16 protein-coding genes are annotated in these 15,387 nt (G+C 70.1%); 4 read left to right on the top strand and 12 right to left on the bottom strand.

What is annotated here, in order from left to right:
* Positions 1 to 67: 67 nt before the first annotated feature.
* The 4 genes from K8W59_RS09360 to K8W59_RS09375 all read right to left on the bottom strand — a co-directional run bounded on the left by K8W59_RS09360 (position 68) and on the right by K8W59_RS09375 (position 3,887).
* Entirely contained in the window at positions 68 to 1,345 is a 1,278-nt protein-coding gene (locus K8W59_RS09360) for a Rep family protein (RefSeq protein WP_223399572.1), read from the bottom strand.
* A gap of 462 nt (positions 1,346 to 1,807) precedes the next feature.
* Positions 1,808 to 2,056: a hypothetical protein gene (locus K8W59_RS09365; RefSeq protein WP_094426308.1), complete on the bottom strand. Its 249-nt coding sequence runs from the start codon at positions 2,054 to 2,056 to the stop codon at positions 1,808 to 1,810.
* On the bottom strand, positions 2,056 to 2,268 hold the full coding sequence (locus K8W59_RS09370; RefSeq protein WP_094426306.1) for a hypothetical protein: 213 nt from the start codon (positions 2,266 to 2,268) through the stop codon (positions 2,056 to 2,058). Before K8W59_RS09370 ends, K8W59_RS09365 begins: the two co-directional genes overlap by 1 nt.
* Before the next feature lie 182 nt (positions 2,269 to 2,450).
* Positions 2,451 to 3,887, bottom strand: coding sequence for a recombinase family protein (locus K8W59_RS09375; protein ID WP_094426304.1), 1,437 nt, complete (start codon positions 3,885 to 3,887; stop codon positions 2,451 to 2,453).
* A gap of 38 nt (positions 3,888 to 3,925) precedes the next feature.
* Here K8W59_RS09375 and K8W59_RS09380 point away from each other — a divergent pair, with 38 nt between their 5' ends.
* Together K8W59_RS09380 and K8W59_RS09385 are read left to right on the top strand one after the other, a co-directional pair.
* Positions 3,926 to 4,705: an LLM class flavin-dependent oxidoreductase gene (locus K8W59_RS09380; protein ID WP_223399573.1), complete on the top strand. Its 780-nt coding sequence runs from the start codon at positions 3,926 to 3,928 to the stop codon at positions 4,703 to 4,705.
* Positions 4,706 to 4,751: 46 nt separating this feature from the next.
* Positions 4,752 to 5,135, top strand: a complete 384-nt coding sequence (locus tag K8W59_RS09385) for a hypothetical protein (RefSeq protein WP_223399574.1) — start codon at positions 4,752 to 4,754, stop codon at positions 5,133 to 5,135.
* Positions 5,136 to 5,314: 179 nt separating this feature from the next.
* Here the strand turns inward: K8W59_RS09385 and K8W59_RS09390 are convergent, their stop codons facing one another.
* The 8 genes from K8W59_RS09390 to K8W59_RS09425 are packed head-to-tail and all read right to left on the bottom strand — an operon-like array spanning position 5,315 to position 11,989.
* Positions 5,315 to 5,689: a metal-sulfur cluster assembly factor gene (locus K8W59_RS09390; protein WP_223399575.1), complete on the bottom strand. Its 375-nt coding sequence runs from the start codon at positions 5,687 to 5,689 to the stop codon at positions 5,315 to 5,317.
* Position 5,690: 1 nt separating this feature from the next.
* Positions 5,691 to 6,167, bottom strand: coding sequence for a Fe-S cluster assembly sulfur transfer protein SufU (gene sufU, locus K8W59_RS09395; protein WP_223399576.1), 477 nt, complete (start codon positions 6,165 to 6,167; stop codon positions 5,691 to 5,693).
* Positions 6,168 to 6,169: 2 nt separating this feature from the next.
* A complete protein-coding gene (locus K8W59_RS09400) occupies positions 6,170 to 7,453 on the bottom strand; it encodes a cysteine desulfurase (RefSeq protein WP_223399577.1) in 1,284 nt (427 codons plus the stop codon).
* 2 nt (positions 7,454 to 7,455) lie between these two features.
* The gene (gene sufC / locus K8W59_RS09405) at positions 7,456 to 8,214 is read right to left on the bottom strand and encodes a Fe-S cluster assembly ATPase SufC (RefSeq protein WP_223399578.1); all 759 of its coding nucleotides are present in this window, start codon (positions 8,212 to 8,214) and stop codon (positions 7,456 to 7,458) included.
* On the bottom strand, positions 8,211 to 8,561 hold the full coding sequence (locus tag K8W59_RS09410) for a non-heme iron oxygenase ferredoxin subunit (protein ID WP_223399579.1): 351 nt from the start codon (positions 8,559 to 8,561) through the stop codon (positions 8,211 to 8,213). Before K8W59_RS09410 ends, sufC begins: the two co-directional genes overlap by 4 nt.
* Complete coding sequence (gene sufD / locus K8W59_RS09415) at positions 8,561 to 9,745, bottom strand: Fe-S cluster assembly protein SufD (protein WP_223399580.1); 1,185 nt, start codon at positions 9,743 to 9,745, stop codon at positions 8,561 to 8,563. The genes K8W59_RS09410 and sufD overlap by 1 nt, the downstream gene beginning before the upstream one ends.
* A gap of 46 nt (positions 9,746 to 9,791) precedes the next feature.
* Positions 9,792 to 11,234 (bottom strand): Fe-S cluster assembly protein SufB, encoded by a 1,443-nt coding sequence (gene sufB / locus K8W59_RS09420; RefSeq protein WP_223399581.1) that lies wholly within the window; start codon positions 11,232 to 11,234, stop codon positions 9,792 to 9,794.
* Positions 11,231 to 11,989 carry a helix-turn-helix transcriptional regulator gene (locus tag K8W59_RS09425; RefSeq protein WP_223399582.1) on the bottom strand — a complete coding sequence of 253 codons (759 nt, stop codon included), beginning with the start codon at positions 11,987 to 11,989 and terminating at the stop codon, positions 11,231 to 11,233. The genes sufB and K8W59_RS09425 overlap by 4 nt, the downstream gene beginning before the upstream one ends.
* A gap of 60 nt (positions 11,990 to 12,049) precedes the next feature.
* Here K8W59_RS09425 and K8W59_RS09430 point away from each other — a divergent pair, with 60 nt between their 5' ends.
* Both K8W59_RS09430 and K8W59_RS09435 read left to right on the top strand, forming a co-directional pair.
* The gene (locus K8W59_RS09430; RefSeq protein ID WP_223399583.1) at positions 12,050 to 13,021 is read left to right on the top strand and encodes an endonuclease/exonuclease/phosphatase family protein; all 972 of its coding nucleotides are present in this window, start codon (positions 12,050 to 12,052) and stop codon (positions 13,019 to 13,021) included.
* Positions 13,022 to 13,030: 9 nt separating this feature from the next.
* Positions 13,031 to 15,382 (top strand): xanthine dehydrogenase family protein molybdopterin-binding subunit, encoded by a 2,352-nt coding sequence (locus tag K8W59_RS09435; protein ID WP_223399584.1) that lies wholly within the window; start codon positions 13,031 to 13,033, stop codon positions 15,380 to 15,382.
* Positions 15,383 to 15,387 lie beyond the last annotated feature (5 nt).

Here is a 15,387-nt window from a genome sequence, read left to right on the forward strand (position 1 = left end):
TCCGTGGCTGCTTGCGAGGGGGCTCCGCCCCCTTCGATCCCCTGGAAGTGTCCATCGAGCTCGGTGCTCATGCCGCACCTCCGATCAGCGCCATCGGCACGTCTGGGCTGCGCACCGCGAGACCGCCCAGCAGCTCGGCGACCGCGCCGTCCGCGTCGTGTTCCGCCGAGGTCTCGGGACCGTAGGTCAGTTCCCGCGACCCGGCGTTCTGGTGGTACGCGTTGCCGTACATGCCGGGCGTGTGCGCGGCGGCCGGAACGCTGCACTGGTGCCACTCGTAAGGCTCGATCTTCCCGATGTGCTGCACGAGGTACCGGTTGATGTCATCGGCGCGGAAGACCTTCACCACGGACGCCAGGCGACGGATGAACTGGTCCAGCGCCTCGTCCACGTTGCCCTTCTGTCGGGCGTAGTAGAAGAACTCGACGGGTTCGATGGTGGCCGTGATGACGATGAGCCGCGGGGCCACCTCCCCCTTGTTCCTGTAGCGAGCCTTCGCCGGAGAAGCGTTGAACGGATCGAGCAGCAGCAACCAGTCGTTCGCGTCCATCGCCGAGGCCCGCAGATCGTCGAGCAGCAGCACTTCCTCCCCGCGCCAGTCATCGAGCGGGTTCCCCGTCGCGGCCCGGTAGACCTGCCACCGCACGCCGTGGGCGTTCACCGAGTCGAGCGCTGCCGTGATGAAGTCCGTGGCGAACCGCGTCTTGCCGATCCCGGCATCCCCGTGGACGAACACCACGTGCGTCGAGAACTCCCCGGCGCGGAGCTTCGCCGCCGCCCGGTACGCGCGGCGCTGGCCGTAGGCCGACAGAGCGTCGTCGATCTCCCGCTGATGCCGGGAGTAGATGTCGAACAGCTCATCGGTGAGCATGATCTGATCGCGCGTGACCTCTCCCTGGAGCACGCGCTCACGCATGTCCTCGAAATTCTCGGCGACGACCTTCTTCTTCACGTGCGCGCGACCCTTGAGCCACGTCTCCCGGCGCTGGGCATCGATGCCGAGGTAGTCCGGCCCGCGCACCGTGGCGACCTCCGACGGCGCGTACTGGTGCTTGTCCGCGTACTTCACGTGCGTCAGATACGACAGCATGTTGTCGAAGGCGTACCGCCCGCGACCGGGCTTCTCGACGTACTGAGGCTCGACGCCGATGCCGAACGCGAGCCGATCCAGCGGGGCGCTTTTCGCGCGGCTGGCGAACTTGATGACCGCGTGCAGGTGCTCGGGCTTCGGCTCGACCACGAGCGCCTTCTCCGTGTCGCTCCAGACCTCGCGCTCGTCCTTGTCGTGCACGATGCCGTAGGCCTCGATGACCTCGCAGCCGATGGCCTCGAGCCGCTGCACCACGTAGGCGAGGATCGTCTCGGCTCCCTGCCGGAGCAGCGCGGCACCGTTCGCGTCCTCGGCGGCCCAGGTCCAGTACGACGGATCGAGGTACTGCGTGAGCCCGATGCTCGTCGGGTTGTTCTCCTGCTTAGCCACGGCGACTACCCCCACCGTGGGAGGCGCGACGACTCTCAGAGGGAGTCCGGCGCCTAAATGACCCCCTATTGACCCCCAAATGAGACCCCAAATGATCCCGCGTGGCCGCGTGACGGAGCGAGCGCAGAAACGCCTTCTGACCAGGCGTGTTGTTGCAAGGCGCGGCAATCGACAAGCCCTTGCCGCGCCCGTAGGAACGAATGAGGGTCTCAGAACTCTTGGAGTTCACGACGACGGGCATCCCGCCTTCGGCGGGTGCCAGGCCAGGCCCTCCGGGCGGGGTCAGGTCGGCGGGAGCGGTGCTGGGGTTGCGGGCGTCGGTTCGCATCAGCGACCACCGCCCTTGCGGTAGCGCTTGATGACGGCCTGATGGGTGACGCCGAGGGCGTCGCCGATCCTGACCCAGGTCACCCCGTCGGCGCGAGCATCGGCGACGGCGATCTCGACGGCCTCCTCCAGCACGGAGCGAAGCACGCCGAGGTCGTAGAGGCGGGCCTCCGCGTCGGCGAGAGCGGGATCGCCCAGACGCCAGTGGAACGCCTCGACGTGATCGAGGGCGGCAGCATTCGCAGTCATCAGCGACCACCGCCCATCACGGAGGCGACGGCGGCGCGCTGACGCGGGGTCAGCGGCGTGTTGGCCAGGCGCTCACCGGCACGGCGACCGGCGGCACGGGCGGCGGCGATGACGGGATCGAGCCCATCAGACTGCGGAACGGGGGTCGAGTCCTGGGCGATCCCAGGACGGTCCAGCGCGGAAGCGCGGGGAGCGTCGATAACGACAGACATCGGAAGACCTCAGACATGAGTGTGCTTCCGGTTCCCCGCCACCGTAGTTGGGCTGTTTGACCGGCTACTCATCCGGGAGCAGAACCCCGCGCTTCAAAGTCGCGGCCCCGGTGGGATCTTCTTGTCTGTAACCATTCTCCCATGACTCGACTCACCATTGCAATGACGAGTCGAGCCATGAGTCAGTCGCGTCTCGGCTCTATCCGAATGAGATCGGGGTCGAACTTCACGTGACCAGGAACGATGGGCTCGATGGTCACCGTCACCAGTTCGTCCACGAGCATCCGGCGACGGTCCACGTCCAACTCCTTCCACTTCGACTCGACCACCTCGCGGCGCTCCGCGGTGCCGACCGGCTCGTCAACGTCCGCGAGCAGCTTCGCCGCCACCGACACCGATCGGTCGAGCAGCTCCGCGTCGATCTCGTCGATGCGAGCCTTCACGTCGTTGATCGCCGCGGTGATCTCCAGCACGGGCTGGTGGATGTCGCGCAGCAGCGGGCTCAGCTCCTTGACGCGCTCGACCAGGGCGTTCCGCTCGGTCAGCAGCTCTTCGCGGTCCGGCCCAGCGTCTTCCTGCGGCATCACGAGGTCGTGCACGTCCGCCGAGGACAGTCGGGTGAGCACCGCCTCGGTGACCATCGCGTCGACGGGCTCGCGCTGGCGGGTGAGGTGGAACTGCTCACCGCAGCGGTACGTCGGCTGCTTGCGGCTGTTCGTCCCCGAGACGAGCGTCGCGCCGCACTTCCCGCACAGCCCGATCGTGGACAGGAGGTACTTCGGTTGGTTGCCCTGCCTCGCCGACCTCCGCACGTTGTCCTCCAGCTTCGCCACCGCAGCCCGCCATGTCTGTTCGCTGACGATGGGCGGGAACCCCTCGCCCTGCACCGGGTACAACTCGCCCGAGTCGTAGTGCTTGATGTAGCCAGCGTAGAGCGGATTCGCCAGCAGGTACCGCACGGCATCGACGGAGAACTCCGACCCGCGCGCGGTGAGGTGTCCGGCCTTGTTCAGGTCCTCGCGGATGCGACGGATTGACAGCGACGGCTCGCCGAGGAACGCGTCGAAGGCCCGCCGAACCGCGTTGGCCTCTTCCTCGATCAGCTCGCCCTCCCGCGTCCAGCCGAACGCCTTCCAGGTGGACGCCGGTATGCCCTCGGCACGTCGGCGCTCGTTCGACCGGATCTGACGCTCGGCCTTGCGACGTGCCTCGAACCGGGCGAGAGCGGCGAGCATCGTCGCCCGGAACTCGCCGTCCGCCGTCGAGAGGTCGATCTCGCCGTCCACCGTGACGACCCGCAAACCGAGGTCGATCAGCGTGTTCAAGTCCTTCGTGCTGCGCAGCAAGCGGTCCATGTCCACGGCGACGACCATCGAGAACCGACCCGCCCGGGCGTCGTTCAGCATCTCGGCCCACCGAGTGCCAGCGCGGCGCTTCTTCGTCGCCGACACCGCGTTGTCGTCGTAGACCTCGACGACCTCCCAGTCCTTCGCCTCGGCCAGCGCCCTGATCTTCCGCAACTGGGTCTCGACAGTCCACCGGTCGCCCTTGCGGTCCAACGAGGCGCGGACGTACGCCGCCACCTCGTTCGTCTTCCTCAGCGATACCAGTTCGACCATGCAACCAAGCTTACGTCAACGAGTGTTGCAACCTCGATATGTGCTACGAGAACCCGCTCTACATGGCCGAGGACGCGGGCGCGGCCGACCTGATCGCGGGCGGCCGGCTGCAGCTCGGCATCAGCCGTGGCTCACCGGAGCAGGTCGTCGATGGCTGGCGCTACTTCGGCTACCAGCCCGCCGAGGGCGAGGACCACGCCGCGATGGCGCGGCGGCACACCGAAGTCTTCCTGGAGGTGCTGCAGGGCAAGGGCTTCGCCGAGCCGAGCCCGCGGCCGATGTTCCCCAACCCGCCGGGCCTGCTGCGTCCCGAGCCGCACTCCCCCGGCCTCCGCGAGCGGATCTGGTGGGGTGCCGTCTCCGACGCCACCGCCAAGTGGACCGCGGAGAAGGGGATGAACCTGATGAGCTCGACGCTGAAGGCGGACGAGACCGGCGAGCCGTTCCACGTCCAGCAGCGCAAGCAGATCGAGGTCTTCCGCGACGCCTGGGCCGAGGCCGGCCACGACTTCGAGCCGCGGGTCTCGGTGAGCCGCTCGATCATGCCGATAGTCAACGAGATGGACCGCGCCTACTTCGGCCGCGAGGGCGAGAGCAGCGACCAGGTGGGCTTCATCGAGCAGAACCTCAAGGCGGTCTTCGGCCGGACCTACGCCGCGGAGCCGGACGTGCTGGTCAAGCAGCTCGCCGAGGACGAGGCGATCGCCGCGGCGGACACGCTGCTGTTGACCGTGCCGAACCAACTGGGCGTGGACTACAACGCCCACATCCTCGAGGCGGTCCTCACCGACGTCGCCCCCGCGCTCGGCTGGCGCTGACGGCGAGGCGAGTACGGCGCAGCCCGGCCGGCGTACCGTGTCCGTCATGGACACCGCCGACCGGGCTGCCCGCGTCCTGGTGCTCGGCCTCGATCCGCGGCGGGTCGACGGTCCGTGGGACCCCGAGCCCGTCGTACGGGCCATCGATGAGGGGCGCGCGGAGTGTGCCGCGCACGGCCTCCCGGTGGACTACTGCCTGGTCGGGCTGGACGGCAGCGACGACGTACCCGCGGTGATCACCGACGCGGTGCGCAGCCGTCCGTGGGAGTGCGTGGTGATCGGCGGCGGCATCCGGCACGACGACGCGCTCTTCGAGCGGGTGCTGAACCTGGTGCACGCGCATGCCCCGGGCGCCGCGATCGCGCTCAGCGGCACCCCGACCGAGGTGTACGCCGCCGCCGCGCGCCACCTCACCGAGGCCTCTCAGTAGCGCTCGTCGTTGGTCGAGCCCGTCGAGCCCGTCGAGACCAGCGGGGCCCCTTGTCGGTGGTCGAGCCCGTCGAGACCGCGTCACAACGTCATGCGAACCGGGGAAGGGGTTCCCCGGAGCGTATGACGTCCCGCGCGGCGGCGCGAGCGCCAGCAGCAGGGATACGGCGGCGCGGCGCCTCAGACGTTGAACCCCAGCGCCCGCAGCTGCTCGCGGCCGTCCTCGGTGATCTTGTCCGGGCCCCACGGCGGCATCCAGACCCAGTTGAGGACGACGTCGCTGACCAGGCCCTCCAGGGCCGTGCGGGTCTGGTCCTCGATCACGTCGGTCAGCGGGCAGGCGGCCGAGGTGAGGGTCATGTCCAGCACCGCACTCGAGTCCTCCTCGATGTGCACGCCGTAGAGCAGGCCCAGGTCGACGACGTTGATCCCCAGCTCGGGGTCGACGACGTCCTTCATCGCCTCGGTCACGTCGTCCTCGGAGACGGTGCTCGTCGCGGCGCCGGTGGCCTCCGGCACCTCGGGCAGGTCGTCGTGGGTGGTGTTCTCGGTCATCTCAGTCCTCCTGGTTGCTCATCGCGGCGGCGGGAGTGGCCGACGCCGCGGTGGACACCGCGTCCTTCCAGGCCATCCACCCCAGCAGCGCGCACTTGATCCGCGCCGGGAACTTGGCGACGCCGGCGAACGCGATCCCGTCCTCCAGCACGTCCTCGTCCGGCTCCACCTGGCCCTTGCCCTGCATCAGCTCGGTGAACGTGTCCAGCACGCTCATCGCCTCGTCGACCTGCTTGCCGATCAGCAGATCGGTCATCACCGAGGTGGACGCCTGCGAGATCGAGCAACCGACGGCGTCGTAGGACACGTCGGCCACGGTGTCGCCCTCCAGGTGCACGCGCAGCGTCACCTCGTCGCCGCACGTCGGGTTGACGTGGTGCACCTCGGCCTCGAACGGCTCGCGAAGCCCCTTGTTGAGGGGGTTCTTGTAGTGGTCGAGGATGATCTCCTGGTAGAGCGCATCCAGATCCTGGCTCATTCTCACCCCACCTTGAAGTAGTCGCGGGTGGCGTTCAGCGCCTCGATGAAGGCGTCGATCTCCGCCGGGGTCGTGTACAGGTACGACGACATCCGGGTGGACGCCTGCACCCCGAACCGCTGGTGGGCCGGCTTGGCGCAGTGGTGTCCGGCGCGTACGGCGACCCCGCGGGAGTCGAGCACCTGGGCCACGTCGTGCGGGTGCACCCCGTCGAGCTCGAAGGAGATCGCGCCGCCGCGCAGCGCCGCGTCGGTTGGCCCGAGGATGGTCACGCCCGGCACGGTGGAGAGGCCCTCCAGGGCGTAGCCGGTGATCGCCTCCTCGTGCGCCCGGACCTTGTCCAGCCCGAGCTCGCGCAGGTAGTCCACCGCCGCCCCCAGGCCAACGGCCTCGACGATCGGCGGCGTCCCGGCCTCGAACCGGTGCGGGATGCCGGCGTAGGTGGACCGGTCCATGGTCACCGTGGCGATCATCTCGCCCCCGCCGAGGAACGGCGGCAGCTGCTCCAGCAGGGTACGGCGACCCCACAGGACCCCGATCCCGGTCGGCCCGACCACCTTGTGGCCGGTGAAGACCACCACGTCGGGCCGGTCGGACTCCGGCATCGCGGCCAGGTCGATCGGCAGCTGCGGCGCGGCCTGGGACGCGTCGACCACCACGATGGCGCCGACCTCGTGCGCGCGACGGGTCAGCTCGGCGACCGGGTTGACCGTGCCGAGCATGTTCGACACCCAGGTGAACGCGACGACCTTGGTGCGCTCGGTGATCAGCTCGTCGATGTTCGACAGGTCCAGCTGCCCGTCGTCGGTGACGCCGAACCAGCGCAGCGTGGCACCCGTGCGCTCGGTGAGCAGCTGCCAGGGCACGATGTTGGAGTGGTGCTCCATCTCGGTGATGACGACCTCGTCGCCTGCACCGACCCGCAGGTCGCCCTCGGCCCACGCCAGCGTGTTCGCCACCAGGTTGAGCGCCTCGGAGGCGTTCTTGGTGAAGATCACCTCGTCGCGGTCCGGCGCCCCGAGGAAGGCCGCGACCTTGTCGCGCGCCTCCTCGAAGGCGGCCGTCGACTCCGCACCGAGCTGGTGCATCGCCCGGGCGATGTTGGCGTTGTGCTTCTCCAGGTGGTCGACCATCGTGTCGATGACCACCTGCGGCTTCTGCGAGGTGTTCGCCGAGTCCAGGTAGACCAGCGGACGCCCGCCCTCGAGGGTGCGGCCCAGGATCGGGAAGTCCTTGCGGACCACGTCGAGCCCGGGCAGCAGCCCCTGCAGGTCGGTGGTGGTCATGGTCAGACCGCTGCCTTCACGTACTTGTCGTAGCCCTCGGCCTCGAGCTGGTCGGCCAGCTCCGGACCGCCCTGCTCGGCGATCCTGCCGTTGACGAACACGTGCACGAAGTCCGGCTTGATGTAGCGCAGGATCCGCGTGTAGTGGGTGATCAGCAGGACGCCCTTGTCGCCGTCCTCGGTGAAGCGGTTGACCCCCTCGGAGACGACGCGCAGGGCGTCGATGTCCAGGCCGGAGTCGGTCTCGTCGAGCACCGCGACCTTGGGGTCGAGCAGCTCCAGCTGGGCGATCTCGTGCCGCTTCTTCTCACCGCCGGAGAAGCCCTCGTTGACGTTGCGCTTGGCGAACTCGGGGTCCAGTCCGGACTGCTCCAGCGCGGTGTTGACGTCCTTGACCCAGGTGCGCAGCTTCGGCGCCTCGCCGTCGATGGAGGTCTTGGCGGTGCGCAGGAAGTTCGCCACCGAGACGCCGGGCACCTCGACGGGGTACTGCATGGCCAGGAACAGGCCGGCGCGGGCGCGCTCGTCCACGCTCATCTCCAGCACGTCCTCACCGTCGAGGGTGACGCTGCCGGAGGTGATGTCGTACTTCGGGTGGCCCGCGATCGAGTAGGCCAGGGTGGACTTGCCGGAGCCGTTGGGGCCCATGATGGCGTGCACCTGACCGGAGTCGATGGTGAGCGTGACCCCCTTGAGGATCTCCTTGGGACCGTCCTCGGTCTCGACCGAGACGTGCAGGTCCTTGATCTCGAGCTTGCTCATGCTGGGGTGACTCCGTTCAGGGTTGTGTCGGTGTCGACGTACACCTCGCCGTCGCGCAGCTCCACGGGGAACGTCGCGACCGGCTCGGTCGCCGGAAGGTTGGTGGGCTTGCCGGTGCGCAGGTCGAACATCGACCCGTGCAGCCAGCACTCGATTTCGCAGTCGGCGACCTCGCCCTCGCTGAGGGCGACGTTGGCGTGCGAGCACATGTTCTCCAGGGCGTAGACCTGCACGCCGCCGTCCTCGCCGTCGCAGCGGGCCACGGCCACGTCGTAGCGTCCGAGGGTCACCGCGAGGGCCTCGTCGGTGGGTACGTCGGACAGCGCGCAGGCTCGCTCGAAGGCCATCAGAGAACCTTGCCCGTGACGTTCTTGGCCAGCTCCGCCTCGACGGTGGCCACCAACTGCTCCTCGATCTGCGGCATCGCGATCTTGCGGATCAGGTCGTTGAAGAAGCCGTGCACCACCAGGCGACGGGCCTCCTTCTCCTCGATCCCGCGCGAGCGCAGGTAGAACAGCTGCTGGTCGTCGAAGCGGCCGGTCGCCGACGCGTGGCCCGCGCCCTCGATCTCGCCGGTCTCGATCTCCAGGTTCGGCACCGAGTCGGCCTGCGCCCCGTCGGTGAGGACGAGGTTGCGGTTCTCCTCGTAGGTCTCGATGCCCTCGGCCACCTTGCGGATCAGCACGTTGCCGACCCACACGGTGTGCGCGCCCTCGCCCTGCAGCGCGCCCTTGTAGGCGACGTTGCTCTTGGTGTTGGGCGCGGTGTGGTCGGCGAAGAGCCGGTGCTCGATGTGCTGGCCGGCGTCGGCGAAGTAGAGCCCGAGCAGCTCCGCGTCGCCGCCGGGGCCGGCGTACTCGACGTTGGCGTGCATCCGCACCAGGTCGCCGCCGAAGGAGATGGCGGTGTGCCGCACGGTGGCGTCCCGGCCGACCCGGATCGAGTCGCGGCCCAGGTGGACGGCGTCGTCCTCCCAGTCCTGCAGGGACAGGATGTTGGCCTGGGCGCCGTCGCCCACGAGCACCGAGGTGATCGCGCAGTAGCGGGCCGAGCCGGTGTGCTCGAGCACGATGTCGGCCTTGGCGTGGGTGCCGACCCGGATCACCAGGTGCCCCCAGACCAGGTCCTCGACCGAGGAGCCGGAGAGCTTGATGACCACCGGCTCGTCGAGCTCGGCGTCGGCGGGCACGTCCAGCAGCATCGCGGTGGAGGCGTTCGCCACCGCCAGGGCCGCCGGCCGCTCGTTGGGGGCCAGCTCGCCGAGCTCCTTGGCCTCCTCGGCGGAGATCTCGGTGAGGGTCACCCCCTCGGGCAGCGTGGTCTCCCAGGTCAGGCGGGCGTCGGACGCCTCGCCGTCGAGGATGCCGCGGAGCCGCTTGAGCGGGGTGAACCGCCAGACCTCCTCACGGCCGGTGGGCACCGGGTAGGCGTCCAGGTCGTAGGAGGCGGGCGGGTTGAGGTGGGACTCCACCCGGTCCTGCTCCAGGGCGGCGCTCACGGCACTCGAGCGCTCGGAATCGATGATCGTCACTCTTCGTCTTTCTCACTCGTTGGCAGGCGGGGACCGGTCGGCCGGATCAGCCGACGGCGCCCTCCATCTGCAGCTCGATCAGGCGGTTGAGCTCCAGGGCGTACTCCATCGGCAGCTCCTTGGCGATCGGCTCCACGAACCCGCGGACGATCATCGCCATGGCCTCGTCCTCCCCCAGGCCGCGCGACATCAGGTAGAACAGCTGGTCCTCGGAGACCTTCGAGACGCTCGCCTCGTGGCCCATGGACACGTCGTCCTCGCGGATGTCGACGTAGGGGTAGGTGTCGGAGCGGCTGATCTGGTCGACCAGCAGCGCGTCGCACAGGACGTTGGACTTCGAGCCCTCGGCGCCCTCGTTGACCTGGATCAGCCCGCGGTACGACGTACGCCCGCCACCGCGGGCCACCGACTTGGACAGGATCGAGCTGGACGTGTGCGGGGCGGCGTGCACCATCTTGGCGCCCGCGTCCTGGTGCTGGCCCTCGCCGGCGAAGGCGATGGACAGCGTCTCGCCCTTGGCGTGCTCGCCCATCAGGTAGACGGCGGGGTACTTCATCGTCACCTTCGAGCCGATGTTGCCGTCGACCCACTCCATGGTGGCGCCGGCCTCGCAGGTCGCGCGCTTGGTCACCAGGTTGTAGACGTTGTTCGACCAGTTCTGGATCGTGGTGTAGCGGCAGCGGCCGCCCTTCTTGACCACGATCTCGACCACGGCGGAGTGCAGCGAGTCCGAGGTGTAGATCGGCGCGGTGCAGCCCTCGACGTAGTGCACGTAGGCGTCCTCGTCGACGATGATGAGGGTCCGCTCGAACTGGCCCATGTTCTCGGTGTTGATCCGGAAGTAGGCCTGCAGCGGGATGTCCACGTGCACGCCCGGCGGGACGTAGATGAACGAGCCGCCGGACCAGACCGCGGTGTTGAGCGCGGCGAACTTGTTGTCGCCGACCGGGATCACCGTGCCGAAGTACTCCTGGAAGAGCTCCGGGTGCTCCTTGAGCGCGGTGTCGGTGTCGAGGAAGAGGACGCCCTGCTCCTCCAGGTCCTCGCGGATCTGGTGGTAGACGACCTCGGACTCGTACTGCGCGGCGACGCCGGCGACCAGGCGCTGCTTCTCCGCCTCCGGGATGCCGAGCTTGTCGTAGGTGTTCTTGATGTCCTCGGGCAGGTCCTCCCAGCTCTGGGCCTGCTTCTCGGTGGACCGGACGAAGTACTTGATGTTGTCGAAGTCGATCGCCGACAGGTCCGAGCCCCACGTCGGCATCGGCTTGCGGTCGAAGAGCTTGAGGCCCTTGAGGCGCAGGTCGAGCATCCACTGCGGCTCGGACTTCTTCTCCGAGATGTCCCGGACGACCGCCTCGTTGAGCCCGCGGGTCGCGGTCGCTCCGGCGTCGTCGCGGTCGGCCCAGCCGAACTCGTAGCGGCCCAGCCCCTTCAGCTCGGGGTTGAGCTCCTCGATCGTCGGCTTGGCCTCGGGTCGGGTGTCGGTCATGACGCGCCGTCCTTGTCTGTCTGGTTCGGGGTCGGGTCGTGCTTCTGGCTCTGTGGGTGGTCGGGTGCGTGGGGGATGTTGGTCGTGCACACGCCGTCGCCGTGCGCGATCGTGGCCAGGCGCTGGACGTGGGTGCCCAGCACCCGCCCGATCGCCTCGGTCTCGGCCTCGCACAGCTGGGGGAACTCGTGGGCCACGTGCGCCACCGGGCAGTGCTGCTGGCACAGCTGCTCCCCGTGGGCGTGCGGCCCGACGACGGGCAGCTCGCGCACCGAGGCGGCGTACCCCTCGCTGCTGAACACCCTGGCCAGGGCGTCGGCGGGCGAGAGGCTCGGGTCCTCGGTGACGATCCGCGCGTAGTCCCTCTCGATGAACGCCATCCGGCGTCGTGCGAATTCCTGGACCGCGGCCTCACCCTGGGTCTCGGCCAGGAACCGCAGCGCCTGGGTGGCCAGGTCGTCGTAGGCCTGGTCGAAGCGGTCGCGCCCCTGCTCGGTGAGCCGGAACGCGCGCGCCGGCCGACCCCGGCCACGGGGGCCCTGCTGGCGGGCCTCCTCCGCGATCACGTCGCCGGCCTCGAGCAGCTGGTCGAGGTGCCGGCGTACGGCGGCCGCGGTCAGCCCCAGCCGGGAGGCCAGGTCCGCTGCCGTCGACGAGCCGTTCTCCAGGATCGAGCGGGCCACCCGCGCGCGTGTCGGCGCGTCCCCCGCACGGGCGTGATCGCCCGCCGTGGTGGTGGTCTCCGCGAATTGCACAACATCAGTGTGACGTTATTGATCCACGGCTTTCAAGCAAGGGTGGCCTAACCTGCTGCAATGCCGTTCTCGAGGTGGTACCTGACCGCTCGCGTGGTGGCGACGGCGCTCGCCGTCGCCACCGGGCTGCTCCTGGTCGCGCCCGGAGGTCGCGACGCCGGTCCGGCCCGGACCGACCGGGTAGAGCCCGTCGCGCAGAAGGAGAAGCGGTCCGACACCTGGCGCGCGCCGCTGCGCAAGGGGCCGAGGGTCGGCACCTTCAACGTCCTCGGCGCCAACCACACCGAGCCGGGCGGCGACCGCAAGGGCTGGAAGCGCTACGGCTGGCGGCTGCGGCGGGCGATCCCGCTGATGGAGAAGCAGAACCTGTCGGTCGTGGGCATGCAGGAGTTCCAGGGTCCGCAGCGCACGCTGTTCTTCCGGCTGACCAAGGATCGGCGGATGCAGTGGCGGCTCTCGCCGAAGGGCAATGAGACCAACGGCATCCTGTGGCGCCCCGGGAAGTGGCGGTTGGTGCGCGCCGGGCGGATCAAGGTCCCCTACTTCCACGGCAAGCCGGTGGGCATGCCCTATGTCCTGCTCCGCCGGACCGGGACCCGGGAGAAGGTCTGGTTCGTCAACGTGCACAACCCCGCCTCCGCCAAGGGCCCGGCGGCGAAGTACCGCAAGATCGCCCTGCGGCGGGAGGCCCGCCTGGTGAAGCGGCTGCGCCGGACCGGCCGGCCGGTCATGCTCATCGGCGACCTCAACCAGCGGGAGTCGGGCTTCTGCTACCTGGCCAAGCGCGGGATGCGGGCCTCCGCCGGCGGCAGCTTCCGCCCGGACCGGCCCCGGGGGCAGCGCTGCCGGCCGCCGAAGGACGTCCGCATCGACTGGCTCTTCATCGACGGCGGCAAGCGCGCGCGGCTCGGCGGTCACCGGGTCGAGAGCCGGACCCGCAAGCGTGGCATCAGCGACCATCCCATCGTGATCAGCTCGCTGCCCGCCTACTACCAGCGCCCGGACCGCAGGAAGCGTGGCCGGCGTCACTAGGCTGACGCCATGCCAGGATCGATCCTCGGAACCTCCGTACGGCGCGTCGAGGACCCCGAGCTCCTCACCGGCCGCGGCACCTTCGTCGACAACCTCGCCGCAGCCCGCGACGACGTGCTGCGCGCGGTCTTCGTGCGCAGCCCTCTCGCGCACGCCCGGATCACCGGCGTCGACACCACCGCGGCGCAGGCGGCCCCCGGCGTGCGCCTGGTCCTGACGGGCGCCGACGTCGCCGACACGCCGGTCCCGCCGTTCGCGACGGCCAGCAAGAAGGTGAGCCGCTACGCGCTGACGGCCGACCGGGCCCGCTACGTCGGCGACCCGGTCGCGCTGGTGGTCGCGGAGACCACGGCGCAGGCGCTCGACGCCGCCGAGCTGGTCGAGGTCGACTACGAGCCGCTCGAGGTGGTCGCCGACATGGAGGCGGCCATCGGCCCGGACGCGCCCGCCCAGTTCGACGAGCTGCCGGACAACGTCGCCATCCGCCGGATGGGCGAGGGCGACCCGCTGGAGGGCGCGGCCCACGTGGTCCGGGTGCGGATGGAGAACAACCGGCTGGCGACCGCGCCGATCGAGGGCAACGCGGTGCTGGCCGACCCCACCGCCGACGGCTACGACCTCACCGTGTGGCTCTCCTCCCAGCACCCGCACCTCTCCCGCGACCTGCTCGCCCGCTACACCGGCCTGGACAAGGAGCGGATCAGAGTCGTGGTCCCGCACGTGGGCGGCGCGTTCGGTGGCAAGGCCGGGATGAATGCCGACCATGCCGCGGTCGTCGTCGCGGCGCGCCGGCTCGGCCGGCCGGTGGCGTGGGCCGAGACGCGCAGCGAGGCGATGCTCTCGATGCAGGGCCGCGGCCAGGTGCAGTACGTCGAGCTGGGGCTCGACGACGAGGGCCGCATCACCGGCATGCATGCCCGGGTGGTCGGCGACTGCGGCGCCTACGCGGGGTTCGGGGGCACCTTCGCCTCCGGCTCCACCCGCACCATGGCGCAGGGCCCCTACCGGATCCCCGCGCTGCGCTACGACGGCATCTCCGCGCTCACCAACACCGCGCCGATGGGCGCCTTCCGAGGCGCCGGGCGGCCGGAGGCGGCGGCGCTGCTGGAGCGGGTGATGGACCTCGCGGCGGCCGAGGTGGGTCTGCCGCCGGAGGAGCTGCGGCGACGCAACTTCGTCTCGCCCGACGACTTCCCCTGGGAGTCCCACGCCGGAGCGACCTACGACTCCGGCGACTACGACCTGCCGCTCACCGAGGCGCTCCGGCTGGCCGACGTCGAGGGCGTCCGGGCCGAGCAGGCACGGCGCCGCGAGGCGGGCGCGCGCTGGCAGCTGGGCGTCGGCCTGGCGTCGTACGTCGAGATCACCGGCTTCGGCGGCAGCGAGCACGGCCACGTCGAGGTGCACGAGGACGGCTCGGCGACCGTGCGCTCGGGCACCTCGGCCCACGGCCAGGGACACGCCACCGCGTTCTCGATGATCGCCGCGGAGACCCTGGGCATCCCGCTGGAGCGGATCCGCTTCGAGCAGGCGGACACCGCGGTCGTCCCCACCGGCGGCGGCACGGGCGGTGCCCGGTCGCTGCAGATGGGCGGTCAGGCGGTCGCCCGCGCGGCCGCCGGCCTCCTGGACCGGGCCCGGACCCTCGCCGCGGAGCTGCTGGAGGCCTCCCCGGAGGACATCGAGCTGGGCGAGGACGGATTCGAGGTGCGCGGCGTGCCGGGCACCCGCGTCACCTGGACCGAGCTGGCGAGCGCCGCCACAGAACGGGGCGAGCCGCTGGTGCAGACCGACACCTTCGAGCAGCCCAACTCCACCTTCCCCTTCGGCACGCACGTGTCGGTGGTGGAGGTGGACACCGAGACCGGATGGGTCCGCCCGCTGCGGCACATCGCGGTCGACGACGCCGGCCGGGTGGTGAACCCGCTCCTCGTCGCCGGCCAGCAGCACGGCGGCGCGGTGCAGGGCATCAGCCAGGCGCTGTGGGAGGAGTTCGTCTACGACGCCGAGGGGACGCCGATGACCTCGACGTTCGCCGACTACCCGATGCCGACGGCCGCCGACCTGGTCCAGATCGACGCGCACTCCACCGAGACGCCCACGCCCTACAACGAGCTCGGCGTCAAAGGCATCGGCGAGGCGGCGACCATCGGCGCGACGCCCGCGGTGCAGAACGCGGTGGTCGACGCGCTCGCCCACCTCGGCGTGCGCCACATCGACATCCCCTGCACGCCGCTGCGCGTCCACCGGGCGATCGCCGAGGCGGCCGCCGGGCGGGCCGACCCGTGGCGCGAGCCACCCGCGGCCTTCTCCGAGGACGGCGCTCCCGACGAGGAGGCACCGGCCGACGTCGAGGTCTAGGCGGG

Source organism: Nocardioides rotundus, from assembly GCF_019931675.1.
Taxonomy (GTDB): Bacteria; Actinomycetota; Actinomycetes; order Propionibacteriales; family Nocardioidaceae; genus Nocardioides; species Nocardioides rotundus.